Source organism: Streptomyces sp. G45, from assembly GCF_049542095.1.
Taxonomy (GTDB): Bacteria; Actinomycetota; Actinomycetes; order Streptomycetales; family Streptomycetaceae; genus Streptomyces.
In genome coordinates this window covers 3,422,432-3,448,902 of the sequence record NZ_JBMUZU010000001.1, presented here as the reverse complement: position 1 = coordinate 3,448,902, position 26,471 = coordinate 3,422,432, and the positions used below count along the sequence as shown (strand labels likewise).

Annotated in this window: 19 protein-coding genes and 1 pseudogene; 8 read left to right on the top strand and 12 right to left on the bottom strand. The window is 72.1% G+C overall.

Going from position 1 to position 26,471, the window contains the following annotated elements; all coding sequences use genetic code 11:
• Positions 1-35 precede the first annotated feature (35 nt).
• Positions 36-416 carry a winged helix-turn-helix transcriptional regulator gene (locus ACOBQU_RS13880; protein WP_423627063.1) on the top strand — a complete coding sequence of 127 codons (381 nt, stop codon included), beginning with the start codon at positions 36-38 and terminating at the stop codon, positions 414-416.
• Positions 417-858: 442 nt separating this feature from the next.
• Here ACOBQU_RS13880 and ACOBQU_RS13875 read toward each other — a convergent pair whose 3' ends face one another.
• Both ACOBQU_RS13875 and mgrA read right to left on the bottom strand, forming a co-directional pair.
• The gene (locus tag ACOBQU_RS13875; protein WP_423627061.1) at positions 859-1,221 is read right to left on the bottom strand and encodes a DUF192 domain-containing protein; all 363 of its coding nucleotides are present in this window, start codon (positions 1,219-1,221) and stop codon (positions 859-861) included.
• Positions 1,222-1,645: 424 nt separating this feature from the next.
• Entirely contained in the window at positions 1,646-2,686 is a 1,041-nt protein-coding gene (gene mgrA, locus ACOBQU_RS13870) for an L-glyceraldehyde 3-phosphate reductase (protein ID WP_423627059.1), read from the bottom strand.
• A gap of 235 nt (positions 2,687-2,921) precedes the next feature.
• Between mgrA and ACOBQU_RS13865 the strand changes: the two genes are divergently transcribed.
• The 4 genes from ACOBQU_RS13865 to ACOBQU_RS13850 all read left to right on the top strand — a co-directional run bounded on the left by ACOBQU_RS13865 (position 2,922) and on the right by ACOBQU_RS13850 (position 8,317).
• Positions 2,922-3,683 (top strand): isoprenyl transferase, encoded by a 762-nt coding sequence (locus ACOBQU_RS13865; protein WP_423627058.1) that lies wholly within the window; start codon positions 2,922-2,924, stop codon positions 3,681-3,683.
• Between the two features lie 310 nt (positions 3,684-3,993).
• The gene (locus ACOBQU_RS13860; protein WP_423627057.1) at positions 3,994-5,316 is read left to right on the top strand and encodes a PhoH family protein; all 1,323 of its coding nucleotides are present in this window, start codon (positions 3,994-3,996) and stop codon (positions 5,314-5,316) included.
• 532 nt (positions 5,317-5,848) lie between these two features.
• Positions 5,849-6,610, top strand: coding sequence for a transglycosylase SLT domain-containing protein (locus tag ACOBQU_RS13855; RefSeq protein WP_423627055.1), 762 nt, complete (start codon positions 5,849-5,851; stop codon positions 6,608-6,610).
• Positions 6,611-6,730: 120 nt separating this feature from the next.
• The gene (locus ACOBQU_RS13850; protein ID WP_423627053.1) at positions 6,731-8,317 is read left to right on the top strand and encodes an AI-2E family transporter; all 1,587 of its coding nucleotides are present in this window, start codon (positions 6,731-6,733) and stop codon (positions 8,315-8,317) included.
• Positions 8,318-8,387: 70 nt separating this feature from the next.
• Here ACOBQU_RS13850 and ACOBQU_RS13845 read toward each other — a convergent pair whose 3' ends face one another.
• Together ACOBQU_RS13845 and ACOBQU_RS13840 are read right to left on the bottom strand one after the other, a co-directional pair.
• A complete protein-coding gene (locus ACOBQU_RS13845) occupies positions 8,388-8,918 on the bottom strand; it encodes an alkyl hydroperoxide reductase (protein WP_423627051.1) in 531 nt (176 codons plus the stop codon).
• Between the two features lie 2 nt (positions 8,919-8,920).
• Entirely contained in the window at positions 8,921-9,475 is a 555-nt protein-coding gene (locus ACOBQU_RS13840) for a peroxiredoxin (protein ID WP_423627049.1), read from the bottom strand.
• A gap of 131 nt (positions 9,476-9,606) precedes the next feature.
• Here ACOBQU_RS13840 and ACOBQU_RS13835 point away from each other — a divergent pair, with 131 nt between their 5' ends.
• The gene (locus ACOBQU_RS13835) at positions 9,607-10,545 is read left to right on the top strand and encodes a LysR substrate-binding domain-containing protein (RefSeq protein ID WP_423627047.1); all 939 of its coding nucleotides are present in this window, start codon (positions 9,607-9,609) and stop codon (positions 10,543-10,545) included.
• Between the two features lie 87 nt (positions 10,546-10,632).
• Here ACOBQU_RS13835 and ACOBQU_RS13830 read toward each other — a convergent pair whose 3' ends face one another.
• From ACOBQU_RS13830 to ACOBQU_RS13820, 3 genes are read right to left on the bottom strand one after another with little or no spacing between them, the layout of a single operon-like run.
• The gene (locus tag ACOBQU_RS13830; protein WP_423627045.1) at positions 10,633-13,077 is read right to left on the bottom strand and encodes an FtsX-like permease family protein; all 2,445 of its coding nucleotides are present in this window, start codon (positions 13,075-13,077) and stop codon (positions 10,633-10,635) included.
• Positions 13,074-13,769 (bottom strand): ABC transporter ATP-binding protein, encoded by a 696-nt coding sequence (locus tag ACOBQU_RS13825; protein WP_423627043.1) that lies wholly within the window; start codon positions 13,767-13,769, stop codon positions 13,074-13,076. Before ACOBQU_RS13825 ends, ACOBQU_RS13830 begins: the two co-directional genes overlap by 4 nt.
• On the bottom strand, positions 13,766-14,293 hold the full coding sequence (locus ACOBQU_RS13820; protein WP_423627041.1) for a PadR family transcriptional regulator: 528 nt from the start codon (positions 14,291-14,293) through the stop codon (positions 13,766-13,768). Before ACOBQU_RS13820 ends, ACOBQU_RS13825 begins: the two co-directional genes overlap by 4 nt.
• Before the next feature lie 335 nt (positions 14,294-14,628).
• On the opposite strand from ACOBQU_RS13820, the gene ACOBQU_RS13815 reads away from it, so the two are divergent.
• Positions 14,629-17,241, top strand: coding sequence for a transglycosylase domain-containing protein (locus tag ACOBQU_RS13815; protein WP_423627039.1), 2,613 nt, complete (start codon positions 14,629-14,631; stop codon positions 17,239-17,241).
• Between the two features lie 94 nt (positions 17,242-17,335).
• Here ACOBQU_RS13815 and ACOBQU_RS13810 read toward each other — a convergent pair.
• The 4 genes and pseudogenes from ACOBQU_RS13810 to ACOBQU_RS13795 form a co-directional block, all read right to left on the bottom strand.
• Positions 17,336-19,398 (bottom strand): annotated as a pseudogene (locus tag ACOBQU_RS13810) (SpoIIE family protein phosphatase).
• A gap of 56 nt (positions 19,399-19,454) precedes the next feature.
• A complete protein-coding gene (locus tag ACOBQU_RS13805; protein ID WP_423627038.1) occupies positions 19,455-20,132 on the bottom strand; it encodes a class I SAM-dependent methyltransferase in 678 nt (225 codons plus the stop codon).
• Positions 20,133-20,248: 116 nt separating this feature from the next.
• Positions 20,249-20,902 (bottom strand): cytidylyl-2-hydroxypropylphosphonate hydrolase, encoded by a 654-nt coding sequence (gene fomD, locus ACOBQU_RS13800; protein ID WP_423627036.1) that lies wholly within the window; start codon positions 20,900-20,902, stop codon positions 20,249-20,251.
• Positions 20,903-21,157: 255 nt separating this feature from the next.
• Positions 21,158-22,564: a class II fumarate hydratase gene (locus ACOBQU_RS13795; RefSeq protein ID WP_423627034.1), complete on the bottom strand. Its 1,407-nt coding sequence runs from the start codon at positions 22,562-22,564 to the stop codon at positions 21,158-21,160.
• Between the two features lie 226 nt (positions 22,565-22,790).
• Between ACOBQU_RS13795 and ACOBQU_RS13790 the strand changes: the two genes are divergently transcribed.
• Positions 22,791-24,296 (top strand): ricin-type beta-trefoil lectin domain protein, encoded by a 1,506-nt coding sequence (locus ACOBQU_RS13790; protein WP_423634454.1) that lies wholly within the window; start codon positions 22,791-22,793, stop codon positions 24,294-24,296.
• Between the two features lie 86 nt (positions 24,297-24,382).
• Here the strand turns inward: ACOBQU_RS13790 and ACOBQU_RS13785 are convergent, their stop codons facing one another.
• Complete coding sequence (locus ACOBQU_RS13785; RefSeq protein ID WP_423627033.1) at positions 24,383-26,047, bottom strand: fumarate hydratase; 1,665 nt, start codon at positions 26,045-26,047, stop codon at positions 24,383-24,385.
• Positions 26,048-26,471 lie beyond the last annotated feature (424 nt).

Genomic DNA, 26,471 nt, shown 5'->3' with positions numbered 1-26,471 from the left:
GCGCGTGGGCCAGGGGCACGGACGAGGGAGTGGGCATGGCGAAGGGCAAGGGGCCGTACGTCTGCGGTCTGGACGCGGCCGTCGACGTCGTCGGCGGCAAGTGGAAGCCGATGATCCTGTGGGCGCTGTACGCGGGCGGCACGCTGCGCTTCGGCGAGCTGCGGCGGCACGTGCCGGGCGTCAGCGAGAAGATGCTGATCCAGCAGCTCCGCGAGATGGAGACGGACGGCATCGTGCACCGCGAGGTCTACCGCGAGGTGCCGCCCAAGGTCGAGTACTCGCTGACCGACCTCGGCCAGTCCCTGAACAAGGCCCTGGAGCCGCTCGGCCTGTGGGGCGACCGGAACATGGAGCACCTCGTGGCGGTCCAGGCGGCCAAGGCCGAGGCCGCCGCCGCGGCCCAGCACGGCGCCTGACACCTCGGGCCGCGCCCGAAACCCCGTACGGGGAAGCGGGAGTCCCGTACGGCGGGCGTGAAGCTCCGTACGCGGGTGAAGGCCCGTACGGGGAAGGGTAATTCGGGCAATTCCGGGCCGACGGGGCCTTCGATTCCGCATTGTTATCGATTGTTCGTGCACAGGGCTCGATTCGGCCACCGCTCTGGCGTAAGTTCAGACCAACGCTAATTCGCGTCAGCAAAGCTGCGCGGGCGGTGCCGCGCAGTGGAGGGGGCTGCGCGGCCCTGTGCGTCCTCTCCCCCGCGTTCCCCGCGTTCCCCCACGTTCCCACGTGTCCCCCCGTGTTCCCTCGCGTGGCTTGTGCCCCGCACGCCCGCGCCCGCGCGCCCCCTCGCACACCCAAGCGCCGCCCCGGCACCCCGCACGCGGCCCCCGTGGCCCCGCACCTCGCTCCCGCGCCCTACGTGCCACCCCGCACGGCGCCCACCACCCCGAGCCGGGCGCCCACCCGCACCCCCCACCCCGCCATGGCCCCCGCCTCCGCCTCCAGGACCTGCCGGGCCCGAAGCCGCGGCAGCCCGACCCGGCCCGGCCGCATCGTCCGCACCGCCAGGACCCGCGACTCCCGGTCCAGGTAGGCCACGTCCAGGGCGAAGCGCATCCCCACGGTGTGCACGCTCCTCGTGCGGGGCAGCAGCAGCGCGCCCGTCACGCCGTCCCGGCCGAGCAGCCCGCGCCGCCGCGCGCCGGGGGAGTCCGCGATCTCCAGGGGGACGCGCACAGCGGCGCCCGGCCCCGGCCCCGGCACCACGAGCATCGCCATGCGCGCGACGCTAGCGCCGTCGCCGTCAAACGCGCGCCCCTCACGCGCATCACCCGTCAGGGGACGGCCTTCGGCGGCCGGATCCTGCCGCCGGGGCCGAAATCCAGTGGGACAGCGGGCTCAGGCAGTCGCCGGGCGATTCCGGAGCGTAGTTGTGGCACGCCGATGCACCGCGAAGCACTTACGAAGGGTTATGGTGGAAACCCCCCCTCGGGCCGGTCCGTCTCCCCCCACGGACCGGCCCGTTTTCTTTTGTGCACGGACGGGCCCCTGAGGCTCCGTGCGCCCGGTGATGCCGGTGCGGGCCCCGCACCTCCCGTCCGGCCCCGCGCGGCCCCGCGCGGCCCCGCGCGGCCCCCGCCACCACCCGGGCGGACGCCGCCCAGGCGGGGGACCCGGCCGGGCCCCCGCCCCCGGGACGGCGTCAGCCCCGACCAGCCCAGATGTTGGTCCCCGGCGTCGACACCGCGAACGTGTCGATCTCCGCCAGCTCCTCCTCCGTGAGCTTCGGGCCCGAGAGCGCCGCCACGTTCTCCTCCACCTGGCGCACGCTGGAGGCGCCGATCAGGGCCGACGTCATCCGCTCGTCCCTGAGCACCCAGTTCAGCGCCAGTTGCGCGAGCGACTGCCCGCGCCGGGCGGCGATGTCGTTCAGGCCATTCAGGCGGCGCACCACCTCGTCGCTGAGCAGGTCCGGGTCGAGCGACTTGCCCTGGGTGGCGCGCGAACCCTCCGGGATGCCCTTCAGGTACTTGTTCGTGAGCAGGCCCTGCGCGAGCGGCACGAAGGAGATGCAGCCCATGCCCTCCGCCTCCAGCGTGTCGAGCAGGCCGTCCTCCTCCGTCCACCGGTTGATCATCGAGTACGACGGCTGGTGGATCAGCGGGCGCACGCCCATCTCGCGCAGCAGGCGCGCCGCCTCGGCGGTCTGCTCGCTGGTGTACGAGGAGACGCCCACGTACAGCGCCTTGCCCTGCTGGACCGCGGACGCGAGCGCGCCCATGGTCTCCTCCAGCGGGGTGTCCGGGTCGAAGCGGTGCGAGTAGAAGACGTCGACGTACTCCAGGCCCATCCGCTTCAGCGAGGCGTCGAGCGACGAGAGCAGGTACTTGCGCGAGCCCCACTCGCCGTACGGGCCCGGGTGCATCAGATAGCCCGCCTTGGTCGAGATGACCAGCTCGTCCCGGTAGCGGGCGAAGTCCTGCGCGAAGAGCTTGCCGAAGTTCAGCTCGGCGCTGCCGGGCGGCGGGCCGTAGTTGTTCGCCAGGTCGAAGTGGGTGACGCCGAGGTCGAAGGCGCGGCGCAGGATCGCCCGCTGGGAGTCCAGGGTGCGGTCGTCGCCGAAGTTGTGCCACAGGCCGAGGGAGACGGCGGGCAGCTTGAGCCCGCTGCGCCCGCAGCGGCGGTACTCCATCGAGTCGTAGCGGTCCTGGGCGGCGAGGTACGCGGAAGTCTCGTCGTTCATGGGAGCGAAGCTACTTCAGCGAGCGCCCGCTGGGTACAGGGGGACAGGCGGGGCGAAGCGAGTGCAAAGCCCGCCCGGCGGACGCCGGGGCGCAAGCCGGACACGGGGCGCACGGCGGGCCACGGGGCCGCGCCGAAAGCGCCCCCGGGCCCGGCACCCGGGGCCGGGAGGCCCCCGCACAGCGGTACTCTTTCGGCTTCGGGGACTGCCGTCTGCACGGAGGGGCTGACATCACGTGAAGCTGCGCGACCTGGTGTACGGACTTTACGCACGCCGGGTGGAAGGCCGCCTCGACCACGACCAGGTGCCCAAGCACATCGGCGTCATCCTCGACGGCAACCGCCGCTGGGCGAAGGCCTCCGGCGGCACCACCGCCCAGGGCCACCAGGCGGGCGCGTACAAGATCGAGGAATTCCTCGGCTGGTGCGCCGAGACCGACGTCGAGGTCGTCACGCTGTGGATGCTGTCCACGGACAACCTCGACCGCCCCGACGAGGAGCTGGTCCCGCTCGTCGGCATCATCGAGGAGACCGTGCGCAGCCTCGCCGCCGACGGCCGCTGGCGGGTGCACCACGTCGGCACCCTCGACCTGCTCCCCGGCTCCACGCAGCGCGTCCTGAAGGAGGCCGAGCAGGCGACGTACACCCACGAGGGCATACTCGTGAACGTCGCCGTCGGCTACGGCGGCCGCCAGGAGATCGCCGACGCCGTCCGCTCCCTGCTGCTCGACCACGCCGAGCGCGGCACCTCCATCGAGGACATCGCCGACAGCGTCGACATCGAGCAGATCTCCAAGCACCTCTACACCAGCGGCCAGCCCGACCCCGACCTGGTGATCCGCACGAGCGGCGAGCAGCGCCTGTCCGGCTTCATGCTCTGGCAGTCCGCGCACTCCGAGTACTACTTCTGCGAGGTCTTCTGGCCCGCCTTCCGGAAGGTGGACTTCCTGCGCGCGCTGCGCGACTACGCCGCGCGCCACCGCCGCTACGGCGGCTGACGGGCCCGTACCCGGCCCACCCGGGGGCGGGGCCCCGGTAACCAGGAGTTAACGAACGCGCCGTCATATGCCCTGGCATGGCGGCGCTTGTTCGAGGGAATAAGCCTTCCAGGTCGGCGTCCGATTCACGGACGCCGTATGTCAGCGGACGGCACGGGGCCGTCCGCCCGGGAGGCCCTTTGCGCAAGGACGACCGCGCGCCACGCGCGGACGACACGGAGGGCCGGTGCTCGGCCCGCGCAGGGTGGCCGCAGACCGGCCCAGTTCCCTCCGTCGCTCCCCGACCTCATCCGAGGGGGTACGTCCTTCCGTGGTGACCAGCACAAAGCGCCAGCAAGGCCGGCGCACCTACGTACTCGACACCAGCGTCCTGCTCGCCGACCCGAACGCGCTTTCGCGCTTCGACGAGCACGAAGTGGTGCTGCCGATCGTCGTCGTGACGGAGCTGGAGGCCAAGAGGCACCATCCAGAGCTCGGTTACTTCGCCCGGGCGGCCCTGCGCCTGCTCGACGACTGCCGGATCCGGTACGGCCGCCTCGACGCGCCCATCCCGATCGGCGGCCTCGGCGGCACGCTGCGCGTCGAGCTCAACCACTCCGACCCCGGCGTGCTCCCCGCCGGTTACCGCCTGGGGGACAACGACTCCCGCATCCTCGCGGTCGCCCGCAACCTCCAGGCGGAGGGGTACGACGTCACGGTCGTCTCGAAGGACCTGCCGCTGCGGATCAAGGCGTCCTCCGTCGGCCTCCTCGCCGAGGAGTACCGCGCGGAGCTGGCCATCACGGACTCCTCCGGCTGGACGGGGATGTCCGAGCTGACCCTCTCGGGCGAGCAGGTCGACCTCCTGTTCGAGGAGGAGACGCTGTACGTGCCCGAGGTCGCCGAGCTGCCCGTGCACACGGGTCTGACCATCCAGTCCGAGCGCGGCAAGGCGCTGGGCCGGATCACGGCCGAGGGCAACGTCCGGCTCGTCCGCGGCGACCGCGAGGCCTTCGGCATCAAGGGCCGCAGCGCCGAGCAGCGCATCGCGCTCGACCTGCTGCTCGACCCGGACGTCGGCATCGTGTCGATGGGCGGGCGCGCGGGCACCGGCAAGTCCGCGCTCGCGCTGTGCGCGGGCCTGGAGGCCGTCCTGGAGCGCAGGCAGCACCAGAAGGTGATGGTCTTCCGGCCGCTGTACGCGGTGGGCGGGCAGGAGCTGGGCTATCTGCCCGGCACCGAGGCCGAGAAGATGGGCCCCTGGGCGCAGGCCGTCTTCGACACGCTCGGCTCGGTCGCGGGCAAGGAGGTCATCGAGGAGGTCTCCGCGCGCGGCATGCTGGAGGTCCTGCCGCTCACGCACATCCGCGGCCGCTCCCTGCACGACGCGTTCGTGATCGTGGACGAGGCGCAGTCCCTTGAGCGAAACGTTCTGCTGACGGTCCTGTCCCGCATCGGCGCGAACTCCCGCGTCGTCCTCACCCACGACGTCGCCCAGCGCGACAACCTGCGGGTGGGGCGGTACGACGGAGTGGTCGCCGTCATCGAGAAGCTGAAGGGCCATCCGCTGTTCGCCCATGTGACGCTGACGCGCTCGGAGCGGTCGCAGATCGCGGCGCTGGTGACGGAGATGCTGGAGGACGTCCAGCTCTGACGCTCCTCGCCGGGCCACGCCGGACCTCGCCGGAGGCGCCGGAGTCACCGGACCTCGCCGGAGTCGCCGGGTTCGTCCGAAGTGACGGAATCCCCGTTCCGTACGAAGTCGTACGGAACGGGGGATTCTTGTGCGTCGAGGCTGAGGTGCGGTCAATCGCCCGTGGGGCGGCGGCGCTTGGCCGCGACCGGTGAAGCGAGCGAGCCTACTGGGACGGCCGCCCGCCGCGTCTGCCTTTCCGTAAAACTCCTGGGACAAACGAGGTGTGAGCTTTCACACGTAACTCGGAATTGCCTCGCGGCGTCTGGCTACGGCAGAGTCTGGGTCCTGTCAGGCCCCGCATACGGCACTCCTGTACCCCCAGCGGTACGGAACAACAGAACTTCATAGTGGCCGCCGTATGCCGCCCGAGCACCACGCGGCGCTCCCGCCACGGGAGTTGTCGACCGGGCCCGTGCCTCCCGTGACCGAGCAGCAAGCGGAGGCCAGCGTCAGGGGCACGATTGCGTCCGCGGGGTCACCTATGCGGGCGATGCTGGAAGGAAACCGTGTGAGCCGGATTTCGGTCCGGGGATTCGCCGTGGCTTCGGCCACCGCGGTCACCACCGTCGGCGCCGTCGTGGGCGTCGCCTCGGGCGACACCCAGTCCTCGAAGTCGAACGACCTCGAGGCGACGGCGAGCGACGCGACTCTCCTCGCAGACATACCCGCGGGCCAGCAGGCCCAGGTGCAGACCACCTCCGTGGCGCAGCAGGCCGACGCGCAGGCGATGGCCGCCGACACGGCCGCGAAGAAGTCCGCGGCGGAGGCCGCCCGCGTCCAGGCGGCCAAGGCGGCCGTGGCCAAGCAGCAGGCCGCGGAGCAGGCCAAGAAGGACGCGGCCGAGGCCAAGAAGAAGGCCGAGGAGGCGAAGAAGAAGGCCGAAGAGCGGGAGAAGCTGGAGAACAAGGCCAGCCGCTCCTCCACGCGCGACGCGGGCAGCTTCGCCCCCCAGGGCTCGTACTCGGTCTCCCAGGTGCAGTCGATGGCCCGGCAGATGGTCCCCTCGGGCCAGTTCCAGTGCTTCAGCAACATCGTGAGCCACGAGTCCGGCTGGAACTACCGCGCCACCAACGCCTCCTCCGGTGCCTACGGCCTCGTCCAGGCGCTCCCCGGCTCCAAGATGTCCTCGGCCGGTGCCGACTGGCGCACCAACCCGGCCACGCAGATCAAGTGGGGCCTGAACTACATGAACGACCGCTACGGCAGCCCGTGCGGCGCCTGGTCGTTCTGGCAGGCGAACAACTGGTACTGAGCCGCGCGCTCTCAACCATCCCACGGCCCCTCACCGTCCTCCGGTGAGGGGCCGCACCCGTGTACGGTCGGTCCGAACGCTCCGGGAACCAGGTGGGGAAAGACGGGGAAGAGGACGGTCATGTCGCGAGTACCAGGGTGGCGCGGACGGGTCGGCGCCGGCCTGACGAGGATCGGCGAGCGGCTCTCGGGCACAAGCGGCTCCCGGTCGCCCGAAGGCGCCGGGAGCCCCGGGGCAGCCGCGGCTTCCCCGGAACCCACGGCGCCCTCAGGTGAACCGCCCGGCGCCGAGCGCGCGCAGGAGGCGGTCGGTGAGGGCCCGGTGCCTGAGGGCTCCGGCACGCGGGGGGACGACCGTGCCGCCGGGGCCGAGCCGCCCGCCCCCGGGGCGTCCGACGAGCCGCAGCCGGGGCCCAAGCTCTCCCTGCGGAAGCGTTACGCCGACATGGTGCGGCACGCCGCGGAGGCGCGCGGCGACTTCGACGACCCGGTGGACGACGCCGCCGACGGCGGCTCCGGAGCCGCCGTCACCGACCAGGTGCCCGCCCCGCCCACGTACGCGCCCGCGATAGCCGCCCGGCCCGACCCGGTCGCCACGGTGCCCTGGGGGGTGCGCGTCGCGGCCGAGGTCGGCTGGCGGCTGCTGGTCCTCGCGGGCACCGTCTGGGTCCTGATGAAGGTCATCAGCGCGGTCCAGCTCGTGGTGTTCGCGTTCGTCGCCGCGCTGCTGATCACCGCGCTGCTCCAGCCGACCGTGGCCCGGCTGACCCGGCTCGGGCTGCCGCGCGGGCTCGCCACGATGGTCACCGCCGTCCTCGGCTTCGTGATCATGGGCCTGGTGGGCTGGTTCGTGGTCTGGCAGGTCATGGAGAACGTCGACACGCTCTCCAACCAGATCCAGGACGGCATCGAGGACCTGCGCAAGTGGCTGCTCAACAGCCCCTTCCACGTCACCGAGGACCAGATCAACGACATCGCGAAGAGCCTGCGCGAAGCCGTCGGCGCCAACTCCGAGGAGATCACCTCCGCCAGCCTCGAAGGCGTCACCGTCATCATGGAGGCCCTCACCGGCATCCTGCTCGCGGTGTTCTCCACGCTCTTCCTGCTCTACGACGGCCCGCGCATCTGGCAGTGGTTCCTCAAGCTGGTGCCCGCCGCCGCGCGGCCGGGCGTCGCGGGCGCGGGGCCGCGGGCGTGGAAGACGCTCACCGCGTATGTGCGGGGCACGGTGATAGTGGCCCTCATCGACGCCGTCTTCATCGGCCTCGGCATCTACTTCCTGGGCGTGCCCATGGCCGTGCCGCTGGCCGTGTTCATCTTCCTGTTCGCGTTCATCCCGCTGGTGGGCGCGGTGATCTCCGGGGCGCTCGCGGTGGTCGTCGCGCTCGTCACGCAGGGCGTGTTCACGGCCGTGATGTCGCTGGTCGTGGTGCTCGCGGTGCAGCAGATCGAGGGGCACATCCTCCAGCCGTTCATCCTCGGCCGGGCGGTGCGGGTGCACCCGCTGGCGGTGGTGCTGTCCGTCGCGGCGGGCGGCATGGTCGCGGGCATCGGCGGCGCCGTGGTGGCGGTGCCGCTGGTCGCGGTGACCAACACGGTGGTGGGTTATCTCCGGGCGTACTCCCGCGAGATCGCGCTGAAGCAGGCGCCCCAGCCCCGGGGGGCCACGGCGGTGGACGTCGCCCCGACGGAGCCGTCGCGCCAGTGACCCCGTACGCCGTACGCAACGCAGTGGGCCGGAACCCCGAGGGTTCCGGCCCACTGTGTGTACGGAGGCGTTACGCGAGGACGTCCTCGGAGTCCAGCGTCACGCCGACCGCCTGGATGACGGAGGCGATCTTGAAGGCTTCCTGGATGGTGTCGCGGTCGACGCCCGCCTTGCGGAGGACCTGCTCGTGCGAGTCCAGGCACATGCCGCAGCCGTTGATGGCGGAGACGGCGAGCGACCACAGCTCGAAGTCGACCTTCTCGACGCCCGGGTTGCCGATGACGTTCATCCGCAGACCGGCGCGCATCGTCCCGTACTCCGGGTCGGAGAGCAGGTGGCGCGTGCGGTAGAAGACGTTGTTCATCGCCATGATGGCGGCCGCGGACTTCGCCGCGGTGTACGCCTCGGGGGAGAGGTTCGCCTTCGCCTCGGGCTCCAGCTCGCGCAGCACCTTCGGGGAGCGGGAGGCGATCGCGCAGGCGAGCACCGTGCCCCACAGCTGCTGCTGGGGCAGCTCCGAGTTGCCGATGACCGAGCCCAGGTTCAGCTTCAGGTCCTTGGCGTAGTCCGGGACCGCGGCCTTCAGCTCATCGAGGGCCATGCTCACTCACCGGCCAGGAGCGCGACCGGGTCCAGGGTCTCGTCGCCCTTGCTCCAGTTGCACGGGCACAGCTCGTCCGTCTGGAGGGCGTCGAGGACCCGCAGGACCTCCTTGGGGTTACGGCCGACGGAACCGGCGGTCACCATCGTGAACTGGATCTCGTTGTTCTGGTCCACGATGAAGACGGCGCGCTGCGCGAAGCCGTCCTCGCCCTCGATGCCGAGGGCGCGCATCAGCTCGTGCTTGGAGTCGGCCAGCATCGGGAAGGGCAGGTCACGCAGGTCGTCGTGGTCCTTGCGCCAGGCGTGGTGCACGAACTCGGAGTCGCCGGAGAAGCCGAGGATCTGGGCGTCACGGTCGGCGAACTCGTCGTTCAGCTTGCCGAAGGCCGCGATCTCGGTCGGGCACACGAAGGTGAAGTCCTTGGGCCACGCGAAGACGATCTTCCACTTGCCCTCGTAGGTCTTGTGGTTGATCTGCTCGAACTCCTTGCCCTTCTCCAGCGAGACACAGGCAGTCAGGTCGAACTCGGGGAACTTGTCACCGACAGTGAGCACGCGCTCTCCTTGCAGCGTTCGGAAGCCCCGGTAAGGGGCCTCACGGGGTTGGACTGCTGACGATCGTGGCACAGAGCGCATTGATTAGTGAAATAGCTACACTCGGTCGTGTTGATCGGAGGTGGCTATCAGTGCGAGCCATACATAGGGGCAAGCAGCCCAGCCTGGCGCAGCTCCGCGCGTTCGCGGCCGTCGCCGACCATCTGCACTTCCGGGACGCCGCGGCGGCGATCGGGATGAGCCAGCCCGCGCTGTCCGGGGCGGTCTCGGCCCTGGAGGAGGCCCTGGGCGTCCAGCTCCTGGAGCGGACCACCCGCAAGGTGCTGCTCTCCCCGGCCGGGGAGCGGCTCGCGGTGCGCGCCAAGGCGGTGCTCGACGAGGTGGAGGCGCTCCTGGAGGAGGCCGACGCCGTGAAGGCGCCGTTCACCGGCGCGCTGCGGCTCGGGGTGATCCCCACGGTGGCGCCCTACCTGCTGCCGACGGTGCTCACGCTCGTCCACGAGAAGTACCCGGACCTCGACCTCCAGGTGCACGAGGAGCAGACGTCCTCCCTGCTGGAGGGGCTGTCCGCGGGGCGGCTCGACCTGCTGCTGCTCGCCGTGCCGCTGGGGGTCCCCGGGGTCGTCGAACTGCCCCTGTTCGACGAGGACTTCGTACTGGTCACACCGCTCGACCACTGGCTCGGCGGGCGCGAGGGCATCCCCCGCGAGGCGCTGCGCGAGCTGAACCTGCTGCTGCTCGACGAGGGGCACTGCCTGCGGGACCAGGCCCTGGACATCTGCCGCGAGGCCGGACGCGACGACGCGCCCGTCACGACGACCGCCGCCGGTCTGTCCACCCTGGTGCAGCTCGTCGCCGGAGGGCTCGGGGTGACGCTGCTGCCGCGCACGGCGGTGCGGGTGGAGACCAGCCGCAGCAGCCAGCTGCTCACCGGGTACTTCGCCGATCCGGCGCCCACGCGCAGGGTGGCCTTCGCCATGCGGGCGGGCGCCGCGCGCGCGGCTGAGTACGAGGAGTTGGCGCGGGCCCTGCGGGAGGCGGTGCGGGCGCTGCCGGTGCGGGTGCTCTGACGGATTCCCTGCCACGCGCCCGCCCACCCCGACCGGGCAGGTCAGGGGTGGGCGGGCGAGGCGGGGGAGCCGGACCGGCTTGGGGGGCTACTCCGTGCGCAGGCCGTCCGGGCGCATCATGCGCCACAGCGGGGGCAGGCTCAGGAGGGTCACCACGGCGACCAGCGCCGCGCCCGCGCCGGTGAGCGGCAGGAAGACCCACCAGTCGGCGACCGGCTGGTCCACCATGCGGCACATCACCGTGCCGAGGGCCAGCCCGCCGGACACCGCCACCACGAGGCCGAGCACCACCGGCACGGCCGTCTGCCACAGCACCGACCAGGCCATCGAGCCCCGTCGCGTACCGAACGCGGTGAGCGCGGCGAGCAGCCGCTTGCGCTCGCGGAGCTGCTCCAGCATGGACACCAGCATGGAGGCGGCGATGAGCATCATCGTGGCCATGGCCCCGGCCTGGAGCCCCTTCTGGACCGCCCGGTACTGCTTGTCGCTCTCCGTCATGCGGATCGTCGCCACGCTGACCTGCGGTCCCATGCGGGCCGCGGTGTTGCGCACGTGTTCGGCGGCGTCCGGCACGTCCGGGTCGAGGCGGACCATGGCCTGGGTGCGGGCGTCGTCGATCCGGCTGACGTCGATCGCGCCGGTGGTGGCGAAGATGCCGCTGAACTGGCCCCCGATGGGGTCCGTCCGGGCCGTCAGCGTGCGCGTCGACTTGGGCAGCGTCCACGGGACGTGCTTGCCGTGCCGCTTGCCCTGGTAGTCGCCCCAGCTGTCGGGGTTGAGCTCCAGGGTGTGGCCGGGGCGGGCCACCTTGTCGGTCCACTCGTTCAGCTCGGGCTCGCCGTTGTGCACGACGAAGGTGTCGCCGTCCGCGCAGGTCTTGACGTGGGCGAGTTCGCGCAGCGTCGCGCAGCTGCCGATGGACAGCTCGGCGGTGGGCCGCTCGTCGTAGTCCTTGATGCCCGGCGTGGCGGCGTACCCGTAGACGAGGCCGATGACTCCGTCGACGCCCTTGGTCTGCTTGATGTCGTCGAGCATCCGCTCGGACAGCGCCCCGTCGCCCCGGCCCGTGCCGACGCTCAGCTGGGCGCGCAGCGAGTCCTTGCCGGTGTCGATGGTGAAGTCGTCGTGCATGGACGCGAACAGCATCTGGAGGGCGACCGCGCCCGCCACCGCGACCGTGATGCCGCTGACCGCGCGGGCCGCGGTGCCGCTGCTCAACTGGAGCCGCCGGGTGGCGAGCTGCCAGGGCACCGGCCCGCCGCGCAGCCGGGCCACGGCCGCCTCGACGACCCAGGGCAGCAGCGTGGCGAGGCCGACCAGGGTGAGGGTCGAGCCGACGGCGATGGTGTAGACGTTGACGTCGGTGTCCCCGGCCCGGACGCGGTCCTGGTTCAGCAGGACCAGCAGGCCGAGCACCGGCAGCAGCAGCCGCCACCACAGGCGGCGCGGGCGCGGCGTGGAGTTGCGGAAGACACCGAGCGGTTCGATGGCGACCGACCGCAGCGACACCACCGTCACCAGGACCGCCGACACGGGTACGGCGGCCAGGACCAGCGCGGCCAGCCCCGGTGTCGGCACCATGTCGGTCGGGAACGCGGACACCTGCCAGATGTCGACGACGCCCACCAGCTCCCGCGCGGCGAGGAAGAACCCGGCGCCGAACACCAGGCCCACCAGGGAGCCGCACAGCGCCTCGCCCGCGGCGATCCGCCGCACCGCGCGCCGGTCCGCGCCGACCAGCCGCAGCGCGGCGAGGCGCCGGTCGCGCCGCTCGCCGCCGAAGCGGACCGCCGTACCGATGAAGATGGCCACCGGCGTGAGCAGGGCCACGCAGATCAGCACGATCGCCACGATCAGCATCGGGCTCATCGGGTCCTTCGGGGCGGCCTGCCCGAAGGAGGCGACCCGTGAGGCGCTGTCGTCCGCGCTGATCTTGTCGGAGCCCGCGTAGAACATCAGCTCCTTGGGGCTCATCAGGCCCGCCTTGCCGATGGTGCCGATGACGCGGTAGTCGGCGAAGCGCTCCTTGAGCAGCGAGCCGCCGGAGCCGTTCATCAGGTCGCGCAGCGCGGGCGAGACCAGCATCTCGCCGGGCTCGGGCATCTCGGGGACGCCGGGCGGCAGCACCGGGTGGGCGCCGTCGGCACGCAGCAGGCGCCCGCTGATCGAGGCGTCGCGGAACTCGGTCATGACGTCGGCGAGCAGCACCGTCGAGTCGCTGCGCTTGACGACCTTGTCGGAGAACTGGTCGGCGGCGGTGCGGGCGGCGGAGCGCGCGTCGCGGTTCTGCAGCATCTGCGGCACCGACGCGGCGCCGAGCAGCAGCGCCACGCCGAGGCCCACGCCGACGGCCGTGAGCAGGGTGCGGACCCAGCCCTCGCGGCCGCCGCCGACCGCGAAGCGCGCGCCCATGAGCAGGTCGCGGACCCAGGCGCGGGCCCCGGCGGGGCCGGTGTCCCGGTCGGGGTGGAGGGGGGCCGCGGGGTGGCCGTCCGGGGACGGCGCCGCGGCCCGCGTACGGGTCTCGCTCATACCAGTCGCTCCATGTCGCGGGAGCGGCCGTCGCGTACGACGATCTCGCGGTCCGAGTAGGCGGCCACGCGCGTCTCGTGGGTGACGAGGACGACGGCGGCGTTCGTGGAGCGGGCGGCGTCGGTGAGCAGCTCCATCACGCGCTCGCCGTTGAGCGAGTCGAGCGCGCCGGTCGGCTCGTCGGCGAAGATCACGCGGGGGCTGGTGGCGAGGGCGCGGGCGACGGCCACGCGCTGGCCCTGGCCACCGGAGACCTCGCCCGGGCGCTTGGCCGCCACGTCGTCGACCTCCAGGCGCTCCATCCAGGACAGCGCGGTGCGCTCGGCGTCCCCGCGCCGGGTGCCGTTGAGGCGCAGCGGAAGCGCCACGTTCTCCACGCAGGTCAGCTCCGGCACCAGCTGGCCGAACTGGAAGACGAAGCCGAACTCGCTGCGCCGCAGCGCGCTCAGCGCGGCGTCCGTCATGTCCGTCAATCGCCGCCCGTTGTACGAGATTTCGCCCGCGTCAGGGCGGACAATCCCGGCGAGGCAGTGCAGCAGCGTGGACTTCCCGGAGCCGGAGGGGCCCATGACGGCGACGACCTCGCCGGGGTGTATGGAGAACTCGGCACCGTCGAGCGCGGTGGTCGGTCCATAGGCCTTGTGCAGGCCGTGGGCGGCGAGGAGGGTGCCTGCCGGGGTCTTGGGGGTCATGAGGGGCTGAGCTCCTTGGCGAGCCTGCCGAGCCGGGCGGAGGCGAGCTCCAGCCAGCGCAGGTCGGCTTCGAGGTGGAACAGGGCGTGGTCGCAGATCAGCTGGTCGGCCAGGTCGCCCTTGCGCTTGCGGTCGGTGAGGATGCGCATCATGCGCAGGTGCTCGGCACGCTGGGTGTCGAGCAGGTCGGCGGCGTCGCGGTGGGTGAGCAGCGCGAGGACGACCTTGGTGTACAGCGTCGACTGGAGGTACGGCTCCGGTTTCTCGGGCGTGCCGAGCCAGCGCTCGACGTCGGTGATGCCCGCCTCGGTGATGGCGTACCGCTTGCGCTCGGGGCCGCCGCCCGCCTCTATGCCGTCGACCTCGACGAGGCCGTTCTTCAGCAGGCGCGACATGGTCGAGTAGACCTGCCCGTAGTGCAGGGGCTTGTCGTGCCCGAACTTCTCGTCGAAGGCGCGCTTGAGGTCGTAGCCGTGCCGGGGCCCGGATTCGAGCAGCCCGAGGAGAGTGTGACCGATGGACATGCGGAGCACTATACACACCACGTATACGTGGTGTGTATACGCGGGGTGTGTAGCAGTGGAGGGGGTCACTCCCGGACGGATGTGAGGCAACCGTCCGCGTGTTTGAGGAGTCGATTCCCTTGGGGCGGCAAGGGTTCCCCTGTGGTGGGTGCTGATTGTCACGTCCGGAAAAGGCCGGATCGAGGGCCTTTTGTCCTCAGGTGCGGTGTTAGCTTCATGAGCTGACCTGACCCGTACGCGGCAGCGAGCGGTGCGACGGCGACGACGGAACGACGGCAACAACGGCAACGACGGCGACGACGAGACGAACGAGCAGAAGCGGAGCGACCACAGTCATGGGCCGAGCGGAAGAGCGAAAGGCGCGGCAGCGTGGTGCGCGCCGGGCAGCGCGAGGCCGCGCGTCCGGCGACGCCCCGGCCGCGGGCACTCCCGCGGGCGGTCCGACCGGCGGCGGCCCGACCGGCGGGGGCCCGTCGGGCGGGGGCCCGTCGGGCGGAGGCGCTGGCTTCGGCGGCCCCGGGGCCGGTGGTCCCGCGGCAGGCGGCCCTGGCTCCGGGGCGGGCGGCCCAGGCGGCTCGGGCGGCCCGGGCGGCTCGGGCGGCCCGGGCGGCTCGGGCGGCCCGGGCTCCGGCTCCGGTGACGCGGGCGCCAGCGGCGCGGACCCCGGCGGCGGGGACTCCGGTGGTGGCCGCCGCGCGTCGCGCCGGTCCCGCCCGGCCAAGCCCAAGCGCAAGGGCATACGCCGCTTCTTCACCTGGAAGAAGCTCCTCGGCTACGCCTTCGGCTTCATCCTGCTCGGCATGCTGGGCTTCGTCATCCTGTACATGATGGTCGACATCCCCCAGGGGAACGCCGCCGCGAAGCTCCAGAGCAACATCTACAAGTACAGCGACGGCACGCTGCTCGCCCGCACCGGCGACGTGAACCGCGAGATCGTCGACCTCGACGAGGTGCCCAAGGACGTCCAGCGCACCTTCGTCGCCGCCGAGAACAAGTCCTTCTACTCGGACACCGGTGTCGACTTCAAGGGCACCGCCCGCGGCGTCCTGAACACCCTGTCCGGCAAGGGCAAGCAGGGCGGCTCGACGATCACCCAGCAGTACGTCAAGAACTACTACCTGTCGCAGGAGCAGACCGTCTCCCGCAAGCTGCGCGAGCTGGTCATCTCCCTGAAGGTGGACCGCGAGAAGAGCAAGGACGACATCCTCGCGGGCTACATCAACACCAGCTACTTCGGCCGCAACGCGTACGGCATCCAGGCCGCCGCCCGCGCCTACTACGGCGTCGACGCCCACAAGCTGAACGTCGCGCAGGGCGCGTACCTCGCGGCGCTCCTCCAGGCCCCCAGCTCCTACGACTGGGCGGTCGCCACGCCCACCGGCAAGAAGCTGGTCAAGGAGCGCTGGAACTACGTACTGAACAACATGGTCGAGGAGGGCTGGCTGGACTCCGCCGAGCGCGACAAGCTGACCTTCCCCAAGCCGCACGCCCCCAAGCCCGACCCCGAGAAGAAGGGGCAGACCGGCTATCTGGTCGACGCGGCCGACGCGATCGTGCAGAAGCAGCTGATGCAGCAGGGCTACACCAAGTCCGAGGCCGAGGCCCAGCTCAAGGCGGGCGGCTACACGATCACGCTGAACATCGACCCCAGGAAGCAGCGCCAGCTGGAGCGGGCCGTCGACGACAAGCTCAACGACCGCCTGAACCCGAAGAAGAGCAAGGCGGACGCGCGCGTCCAGGCGGGCGCGGTCTCGGTGAACCCGAAGACCGGCGCGATCGTCGCGATGTACGGCGGCCGGGACTACCTGAAGCACTACACGAACAACGCGACCCGCACCGACTACCAGCCCGCCTCCACCTTCAAGCCGCTGATACTGGCCGCCGCCCTGGAGGAGGGCGCCACCACCCAGAGCGGCAAGCCGATCACGGCCAACACCATCTACAGCGGCCGCAGCAAGCGCCCGGTCGTCGGCAGCCCCATCGGCTTCGCGCCGCCGAACGAGGACAACCGCTCGTACGGCCCGATCACGGTCCAGACGGCGATGAACAAGTCCGTCAACTCCGTGTTCGCGCAGATGGGCGTGGACGTGAAGATGGACAAGGTCCTGCGGACCGCGGGCAAGCTCGGCATGGACGTCAAGGGCCTGCCCGCCGTGCCCGCGCAGACCCTCGGCTCGATGGGCGCGAGCCCCCTTGAGATGGCCGGGGTGTACGCGACGCTCGACAACCACGGCAAGCGGGTCACCCCGCAGCTGGTGAAGTCCGTCTCCCACAAGGACCGCAGCGTCGACCTGCCGGAGGCCATCGGCGACCAGGCCATCAGCCGGGGCGCCGCCGACTCCGTGACCTCCGTGCTCACCGGCGTGGTCGACGACGGCACCGCCCGCGCCTCCGTGCGCGAGGCGCCCACCCGCAGGGGCCAGCAGGTCGCGGGCAAGACCGGCACGTCCGACGACAACAAGTCCGCCTGGTTCGTGGGCTACACGCCGAAGCTGGTCACCTCCGTCGGCCTCTTCGGCGAGCAGCCCGAGAACGACGGGAAGCACAAGCGCGGCGACCAGGTGTCCATGCGGGGCGCGGGCGGCAAGCCGCGCATCGACGGCGGCAGCTTCCCCGCGGAGATCTGGGCGGCGTACACGTTCAAGGCGTCGGGCTCGCGCACCAAGTTCGACCTCGACACCACCATGGGCGTCGGCGTCGCGCCGCCGCCCGCCGACCCGACCACCCAGGCGCCGCGGACACCGACGGCACCGCCGACGACCCGCGACGAGGAGAGCGACGAGCCGTCGACGAAGCCGCCGTCCACCAAGCCGCAGGAGCCGTCGACCAAGCCGCCGTCCACGCCGCCGACGACACCGTCGACCAAGCCGCCGACGACACCGCCCACGACGCCGCCGACGACGAACACGCCGACGATCGGGATCCCGGAGGACCCCGAGGACGAGTAGGCAGGCGAGTCGGCAGACGACTGGGCGAAGGCCCTCGGAGCCGACAAGGCCCCCGGAACCATCAGTTCCGGGGGCCTTGCACGTGCTACTCGCGTCACACGGTCTGGTTCAGCTCGAACCAGACCACCTTCCCCGTGCTCAGCCGGGTCGCGCCCCAGCGCCGCGCCAGCTTGTTGACCAGGTACAGGCCCCGGCCGCCCTCGTCCGTGGCGCGCGCCTGGCGCAGCCGCGGCAGCTGCGGCACGTCGTCGCCGACCTCGCAGCGCAGCACGTCCGTGCGCAGCAGCCGCAAGGTGATGGGCCGGGTCGCGTACCGCACGGCGTTGGTGACGACCTCGCTGACCAGCAGCTCCACCGCGTCGTTCAGCTCGGTGAGGCCCCAGCGCTCCAGGGCGCTGCGCGCGAGGCGGCGGGCGCGCGACGGCGTGGCGTCCTCCGGTTCCAGGAACCAGTACGCCACGTCGCTCGGCGCGATGCCGTCGAAGCGGGCGGCGAGCAGCGCGATGTCGTCGTCGCGGTCGCCGGGCCCCAGCATGTCGAGGACCTCGTCGCAGAGCGCTTCCAGCGGCGGCGGATGGTCCGGCCCGGTGAGCTGGGCGGTGGCGGCGAGCCGCTCGCGCAGCTGCTCTATGCCGGTCCACACGTCGCGCAGCCGGGACTCGACGAGCCCGTCCGTGTACAGCAGCAGCGTCGCGCCCGCCGGGGCGTCCAGCTCGACGGCCTCGAAGTCCACGCCGCCCACGCCGATGGGCGCGCCCGGCGGCACCCGCAGGACCTCGGCCCGGCCGCCCAGGTGCAGCAGGACCGGCGGCGGATGGCCCGCGTTGGCGATGGTGATGCGGTGCGAGACCGGGTCGTACACCGCGTACAGGCAGGTCGCCATGCGGTCCGAGCCGAGGCGCTGGGCCTGCTCGTCCAGGTGGTGCAGGACCTCCTGCGGGGGCAGGTCGAGCCCGGCGAGGGTCTGGGCGGTCGTCCGCAGCTGGCCCATGATCGCGGCGGACGTCATCGAGTGCCCCATGACGTCGCCGACGACCAGCGCCACCCGGCTGCCCGGCAGCGGGATCGCGTCGTACCAGTCGCCGCCGACGCGGGCGGTCTCGGCGGCCGGGAGGTAGCGCGAGGCGAGCCGCACACCCGTGGCGCGCGGCAGGGTCTCGGGCAGCATCGTGCGCTGCAACTCGTCCGCGATGTACGCCTCGCGGCCGTACAGGACGGCCTTGTCGATGCCGAGCGCGCTGTGCGTGGCCAGCTGGGCGGCGACCAGCAGGTCGTCGGCCTCGAAGGGGTGCCGGTCCGGGCGGCGCAGGAACACCGCCGCGCCGATCACCCGGCGCCGCCCGCGCAGCGGCGCCAGGATCGCCCGCTGTCCGCCGGGCACCGTCCGGCCCTCGCCGAGCAGCTCCGGGAGCGCGCCGAGCGCGGTCGCCGCGTCCGCGAACACCGGCCGCACCCCGCGCAGGACCTCGGCGAGCGCGCTGCCGACGCGGACCTCGCACAGCTCGGCGGCGGTCGAGACGTCCGACTGCACCTGGAGCGCGGGCAGCGTGCCCCCGTCGGTGTCCCGGTCCTCCGGGATGCGGTCGGTGCGGCGCAGCCGCAGCAGCAGCGGCCCGGTGGGGCGCTCGTCGCCGACCGGCAGCGGGTCGCGCAGATAGACGAGGATGGCGTCCGAGAACGTGGGGACCGTGGCCCGGCACAGGCCCATCACGATCTCGTCCAGGTCGATGCCGCGGGCGATCCGGCGGGTGGCGGCGCCGACGAACCGCAGCCGGTCCCCGTCGCGCCGCATCGCCGCGGGCCCCGGCGGGCGCGGTCGGCCCGAGCGCCGTTCCGTGCCTCCGGGCGCTCCCGGGGCGGCCTGGAGCTCCCCCGCGCGTCGTCCGCGCCCGGCCGCGCGGGCACCCCTTCGGGCACGGGGCGCGGCCGGTGACTGCCCGGGCCGTCCGTGGCCTGCGTGGACGACTGGGCGTGCTCGCTGCCCGTGCCCGCGTCCTGCTCGCCCGTGCGGGCCTGCGCGGGCAGGGCGCCCATGCCGCCGGAGCTCCGCGCGTCCGTCTCCGGGGTACGCAGCAGCGCCCCGCGGGGATCCGCGGGGGCGGGTGGCCGGGCAACTGGTGCCTTGCGGCCCTCGTAGGGGCTGAGGTGCTCCGTCACGCGTTTCGAATCCGTCCGTCCGGGGCTGCGCGCCGCGCGCGCCGTCCAAGCGTTGCTCAGCCGCGTCGGCAATGCAGGAATAGCTGGTGCTCGGGTGGTGCGTCGGTGCTCGCCGGGGCGTACGCGTACGACTCCTCGTGGGCGATGTCGAAACCGGCGTCCCGCACGACCTGCCGCAGTTCGTCCCGCAGGTATCCGGATACCCGGATCGTGTGCCTCAGGAACGGAATCGCCGCGTCGTCCAGGTCGGCCTCCACCATCGACAGTGCGAGCAGGCCACCGGGCCTGAGCAGCGACCGCAGCAGCCGAAGAGCAGACGGTATCTCCTCGCGGGGCAGCATCAACAGCGCGAAGAAGCAGACAATCCCGTCGAACTGCCCCACCGCGCCCGGACCTTCGCCGTCCACCCGCAGGTCCGCGAGGTCCACCCGGCGGAACTCGGCGGCGGGCGGCGGCACGTTCTTCCGCGCCAGATCCAGCATTCCGGCTGACAGGTCGACCCCCACGACGGTGTGTCCCGCCTCGGTGAGCTGACGCGCCGTGGGCACGCCCGTGCCGCAGCCCACGTCCAGGACGCGTGCTCCCGGCGGCAGTTCGGCGGCCAGCCGGGCACCGGCCGAAATCTGCCCCTCCTTGTGCGGGAAGGCGTCGTCGTACGCCGCGCCGATGGCGTCGAACGCCTCGGCCTGGCCCGTGCGGTCGCGGCCGCCACGCGCTCCGTAATCCTCGCTCACGTTCAGCCGCTCCTTGATGACATCCTGTCAGGCCGTGCGAGGGCGCGAGGAGTTGTTGCGGTGCGCCCCTGCGGAGGACGATCCTACGTTTGAACCACGGTGCTGCATCAAGGGTCTCATGACCGAGTGGGCGCGGGCGTGCGGTCCCAGTCACGCGGCAGGGCGGGAACCCGCCAGGCCGGGTCCGGGCGCCAGTCCTGCCAGCCGTCCCGGAACGGCGGTCCCCAGGCGCGGATCGCCTCGACCGCGTCGAGGCCCGCCCGCCGCACCCGCTCCGCCTGCGCCTCGCTCATCAGGCCCGCCCGGCGCGCCTGCGCGAACTCGTCCTCGTCGTGCCAGCGCCACGAGCCGTCCGGGCGTACGGAGATGTCGAGGAAGTGGTCCTCGGAGTCCACCCCGCCCGCCCAGCGCGTGCGCGGCGCCTCCAGGTTCACGTACCAGTTCTTGAACCGCCAGCCCGGCTCCCAGAACAGCCACACCGACCACGGCTCGCCCGGGCGGGCCAGCTTCAGCACGCCGGTGCCGAACCAGCGGTCCCTGCGGGTGGTGCGGGGCTTGGTGTAGCGGGTGGCCAGCGGCTCCTCGTGCACCGGGGTGCCGTCCTTGAGCACCGGCTTCACGCACTCGGTGCCCGGCGCGAGCCAGACCGCGAGGGTCTGCTCGGTGTCCTCGACCACGGTGACGGGGCGGCAGATGTGGACGCTCTCACTGCCGTTCGCGCGGTAGCGCCACAGGATCGGGGTGCCGGGCGCCCAGTGATGGTCTGTCATGAACAGATACTAGGCGCCGCGCCGTGTCCCTGCCGGGTGGCCCCCAAGCCCGCCCCTTCACCGAAACCATGGGGCTCCGCCCCCTGGCACCCCCGGAAATCGGCCTTCGGCCTCGTCCTCAAACGCCGGACGGGCTAGAACTCTGCCGCACCGGCAGAGTCCAGCCCAGCCCGCGAAGATCCAGCCCGTCCGGCGTTTGAGGACGAGGCGCGGAGCGCCGATCAAGCGGCGCCGGGCGCCCACGCCAGGAAGGGGCTACGGCCGGGTCATGCGCAGGACGTCCAGCGCCGCGTCCAACTGCTCAAGGGTCAGCGCCCCGCGCTCCACGTACCCGGCGTCGAGGACCACCTCGCGGATGGTGCGCCGCTCGGCCAGCGCCCGCTTCGCGACCTTCGCCGCCTCCTCGTACCCGATGTACTTGTTGAGCGGGGTGACGACGGACGGCGAGGACTCGGCGTACTCCCGGGCCCGCTCCCGGTGGGCGACCACGCCAGCGACTGTGCGGTCGGCGAGCAGCCGCGACGCGTTCGCGAGCAGCCGCACCGACTCCAGGACGTTCTTGGCGATGACCGGCAGCATCACGTTCAGCTCGAAGTTGCCCGCGGCCCCGGCGACGGCCACGGTGGCGTCGTTCCCGGTGACCTGCGCGGCCACCATCAGGACGGCCTCGGGGATCACCGGGTTCACCTTGCCCGGCATGATCGAGGACCCCGGCTGGAGGTCGGGCAGGCTGATCTCGGCGAGCCCGGTGCGCGGCCCCGAGGCCATCCAGCGCAGATCGTTGGCGATCTTCGTGAGGCCGACGGCGATGGTCCGCAGCTGCCCGCTGGTCTCGACGACGCCGTCCCGCGCGCCCTGCGCCTCGAAGTGGTCGCGGGCCTCGGTGAGCGGCAGCCCCGTGGACCGCGCCACCTCGGCGATGACGGCGGCGGAGAACCCGGGCGGCGTGTTGATGCCGGTGCCGACGGCGGTGCCGCCGAGCGGCAGTTCGGCCAGGCGCGGCAGCGAGGCGCGCAGCCGCTCCACGCCGTACCGCACCTGCGCCGCGTACCCGCCGAACTCCTGGCCGAGGGTGACGGGCGTGGCGTCCATCAGGTGCGTACGCCCGGACTTGACGACGTCGGCGAATTCCTCCGCCTTGGCCTCAAGGGCCTCCGCCAGGTGGTCGAGGGCCGGGATCAGGTCGCCGGTGACCGCGGCCGTCGCCGCGATGTGGATCGACGACGGGAAGACGTCGTTGGACGACTGCGAGGCGTTGACGTGGTCGTTCGGGTGCACGTCCCGGCCCAGGCGCTCGGCGGCGAGCGTGGCGATGACCTCGTTGGTGTTCATGTTGGACGACGTGCCGGAGCCGGTCTGGAAGACGTCCACGGGGAAGTGGTCGTCCCAGCGCCCGTCGGCGACCTCGCGGGCCGCGTCCGCGATGGCCCCGGCGACGTCCGCGTCCAGGACGCCAAGCTCCGCGTTGACCTTCGCCGCGGCGGCCTTGATCTCCGCGAGGGCGGCGATGTGCGCCCGCTCCAGGCGCTGGCCGGAGATCGGGAAGTTCTCCACGGCGCGCTGGGTCTGGGCGCGCCACTTGGCGCCCGCGGGCACCCGCACCTCGCCCATGGAGTCGTGCTCGATCCGGTACTCGCCGCTGTCGTCCGCGCCGCCGCTCATGTTCCGAGGGTCCTTCCGTTCCGTGCCGTGCGCAACCGCCGGGGGCCGCCGTGCCCGACGCCGCCGGGCGCGCCGCAACTCCCTCGAAAAGGTGAGCACTTGTCTTGTTCGCAGTATTCCCAAGACTCTTACTCACCAGTAAAAACCCTGGGTAACACCAATCTCGGGGAGGCGCGATGAAGCGCGTGACAGGCGCCGGACGCGGCGGCGCGGGGCGGCTGCGACGATCGGTCACGGCGGTGGCGGCCCTGGCCGCCCTGGTCGGCGGGGAGCGGCGGCGGTACCCGCCCAGGCCGCGCCGAACGGCCCGGGGGCCGGGCGCACCGGGGCGAGCACCCCGCTGCCGCCCGACCTGGAGAAGATCCGGGCCGCCGAGGCCCAGAAGCTGTACGGCGACCCGGCCGAGCGCCCGCTCGCCGACCGCAAGACCGGCCTGATCTCGCTCGGCGACAGCGAGATCAGCGGCGAGGGCATCGGCCGCTACGAGCCGGGCACCGACGGCCCGGACAACTGGTGCCACCGCTCGCCGGACGCCGCGATCCACCGCACGGGCATCCCCGTGGACGTCACCTACAACGTGGCCTGCTCGGGCGCGACGACCGCGAACATCCGCATCGGCGGCCAGAAGCAGTACGCCGACGAACTGGTCCAGTCCGACAACCTGGCCATCAAGGCCCGCAACACCAAGATCAAGGCGATCCTGCTGGTCGTCGGCGCCAACGACGACCTCCAGTTCGCCCCCGTGATGACGGACTGCGTGACCCGCTACCTCACCCTCCAGGGCCCGTGCGCGCCCAAGTACCGGGACGGCTGGCAGGCCCGCGTCGAGGCGCTGCGGCCCAAGGTCGAGCAGACCGTGCGCGACCTGCGGACCGTCATGACCCAGGCCGGGTACGCCGGGAACGACTACAAGCTGGTCGTCATGGGCTACCCGAGCCCGATCGGCCCCGACTTCCGCGACAACCCGGACTTCCCCGGCAAGCTCGTCTGCGGCGGCATGGGCTACGACTCCGACACCGAGTGGGGCCGCAACGAGGCCGTGCCCGCCTTCGAGCGCGGCATCCGCGAGGCCGCCCGCGCCACCGGGGCGACCTACCTCGACAACTCCCGCCTCTTCCACGGCCACGAGGTCTGCATGGAGGACACCTGGGCCCGGGGCCTCTACATCGAGCTGTCCAACCCGGTCCCGCCGGACTCCAACTCCGTACGCCAGTCCTTCCACCCCAACGCCCGCGGCCACGGCGCCTTCGCGTCCTGCCTCACCCAGCTCTACGCGTCCGGCTGGCGGGAGGGCGGCTGCGCCGACCCGGCCAGCACCGGCAGCGCCAAGCTGTACCAGGGCGCCTGGGCCGACAAGTACCGGCCTCTGAAGAACGAGGCCACCGGCACCTGCGTCGACGCCGACGCCTCAAGCAGCCGCAACGGCACCAAGGTCCAGGGATGGGACTGCACCGGCAACCGCAACCAGACCTGGTGGTACGACTCCGAGCGCCGGTCCCTGCACACGGGCCTCACCCAGGACCGCTGCGTGGACGTCCCCGAGGGCGCCTACAAGGAGGGCGCGGCCGTCACCCTGTGGAACTGCCACGGCGGCGCCAACCAGCAGTTCGTCCGCCAGTCCGCCACCCTGCGCCCGGCCGCACAGCCCGACCTGTGCCTGACCCTGTCGGGCCCGAAGGACCCCGTACGGCTCCAGAAGTGCGCCGACACCCCGAACCAGCGCTTCGCCTAGAGCGCGCCCCGTACCTGGTACGGGAACGGGCAGGGGCGGCGGGGATGAAGAACTCCCCGCCGCCCCTGCCCGGCAGCGACTGGCGACTAGCCCAGCCCGGGACCACGCACCGGAATGGACGTGAACGTCGGGGACGGCGCCGGGTCCTGGAAGAAGTCGTTCCCCTTGTCGTCGACGACGACGAACGCCGGGAAGTCCTCGACCTCGATCTTCCAGACCGCCTCCATGCCGAGCTCCTCGTACTCGACGACCTCGACCTTCTTGATGCAGTCCTGCGCGAGCCGCGCCGCGGGCCCGCCGATGGACCCCAGGTAGAACCCGCCGTGCGCGGCGCACGCGTCGGTGACCTGCTTGCTGCGGTTGCCCTTGGCCAGCATGACCTTGGAGCCGCCCGCCGCCTGGAACTGCTCGACGTACGAATCCATGCGCCCGGCGGTGGTCGGCCCGAACGAGCCCGACGCGTAGCCCTCGGGCGTCTTCGCCGGGCCCGCGTAGTACACCGGGTGGTCCTTCAGGTACTGCGGCATCTCCTCGCCCGCGTCGAGCCGCTCCTTGATCTTGGCGTGGGCGATGTCACGGGCCACGACCAGCGGGCCGGACAGCGAGAGCCGGGTCTTGACCGGGTACTTGGTCAGCTCGGCGAGGATGTCGTCCATCGGCTGGTTGAGGTCGATCCTGACGACGTCGCCCTCGTCGAGGTGCTCGTCCGTGGTCTCCGGCAGGAACCGCGCCGGGTCCGTCTCCAGCTGCTCCAGGAACACGCCCTCGGCGGTGATCTTCGCGACGGCCTGCCGGTCGGCGGAGCAGGACACGGCGATGGCGACCGGGCAGGACGCGCCGTGCCGCGGCAGCCGCACCACGCGCACGTCGTGGCAGAAGTACTTGCCGCCGAACTGCGCGCCGATGCCGATCCTCTGCGTCAGCTCGAAGACCTTCTCCTCCAGGTCCTTGTCCCGGAAGCCGTGGCCGAGCGGCGAGCCCTCGGCGGGGATCTCGTCCAGGTAGTGCGCGGAGGCGTACTTCGCGGTCTTCAGGGCGTACTCGGCGGACGTGCCGCCGACGACGATCGCCAGGTGGTACGGCGGACAGGCCGCCGTGCCGAGCGAGCGGATCTTCTCCTCCAGGAACTTCATCATGGAGGCCTCGTTCAGGACGGCCTTGGTCTCCTGGTACAGGAAGCTCTTGTTCGCGGAGCCGCCGCCCTTGGCCATGAACAGGAACTTGTACGCGCCGCCGTCGGTGGCGTACAGCTCGATCTGCGCGGGCAGGTTGGAGCCGGTGTTCTTCTCCTCCCACATGGTGAGCGGGGCCATCTGGGAGTAGCGCAGGTTCAGGTTCTGGTAGGCGTCGTAGATGCCGCGGGAGAGGGCCTTCTCGTCCTCGCCCTCCGTCAGCACGTTCTGGCCGCGCTTGCCCATCACGATCGCCGTGCCGGTGTCCTGGCACATGGGGAGCACGCCCGCCGCCGCGATGTTCGCGTTCTTCAGCAGGTCGAGCGCGACGAACTTGTCGTTGCCGGACGCCTCGGGGTCGTCCACGATCTTCCGCAGCTGGGCCAGGTGCGCGGGGCGCAGATAGTGCTGGATGTCGTGGATGGCCTCCTCGGCCAGCTTGCGCAGCGCCTCCGGCTCGACCTTGAGGAACGTGCGCCCGTCGGCCTCGAAGGTCGAGACGCCCTCGGAGGTCACCAGCCGGTACGGGGTGGTGTCCTCTCCCAGCGGGAGCAGATCGGAGTACGCAAACTCTGGCATGACGCCCAATTCCTCACTCGCAGACAGGGGCGCGGCCTCCGTTGGCGGCGCCGCTCCAGCGTAGAACCCTCCGGGTACGGGGTGCCGGTGAGGTAAGCCTCACCTGGCGGGGCGCCTTTCGCGGGGCCCCCTCCCACCCGCCCACCCGTGCGGGCCCAGTCACGGGGTGAACGCCCCCCGCGCGGCTCGCCCGCCGTCGGCGGCTGTCCGCCGGTGGTCCTCCCTCCCTCCCGCCCGCCCGCCCGTGCGGGGCGGGTGCGGGGTGGTCGCCCCTCGCGGTGGGCGCCCGCCGTCGGCGGCTGTCCGCCGGTGGGTGGTGCCCCGCCGCCGGCGCGGCGGGATCTCTCCCACCCGCCCGCCCGTGCGGGGCAGGTGTGGGGTGGTCGCCCCTCGTGCGGCTTGCTCGGCGTCGGCGGCTGACTGC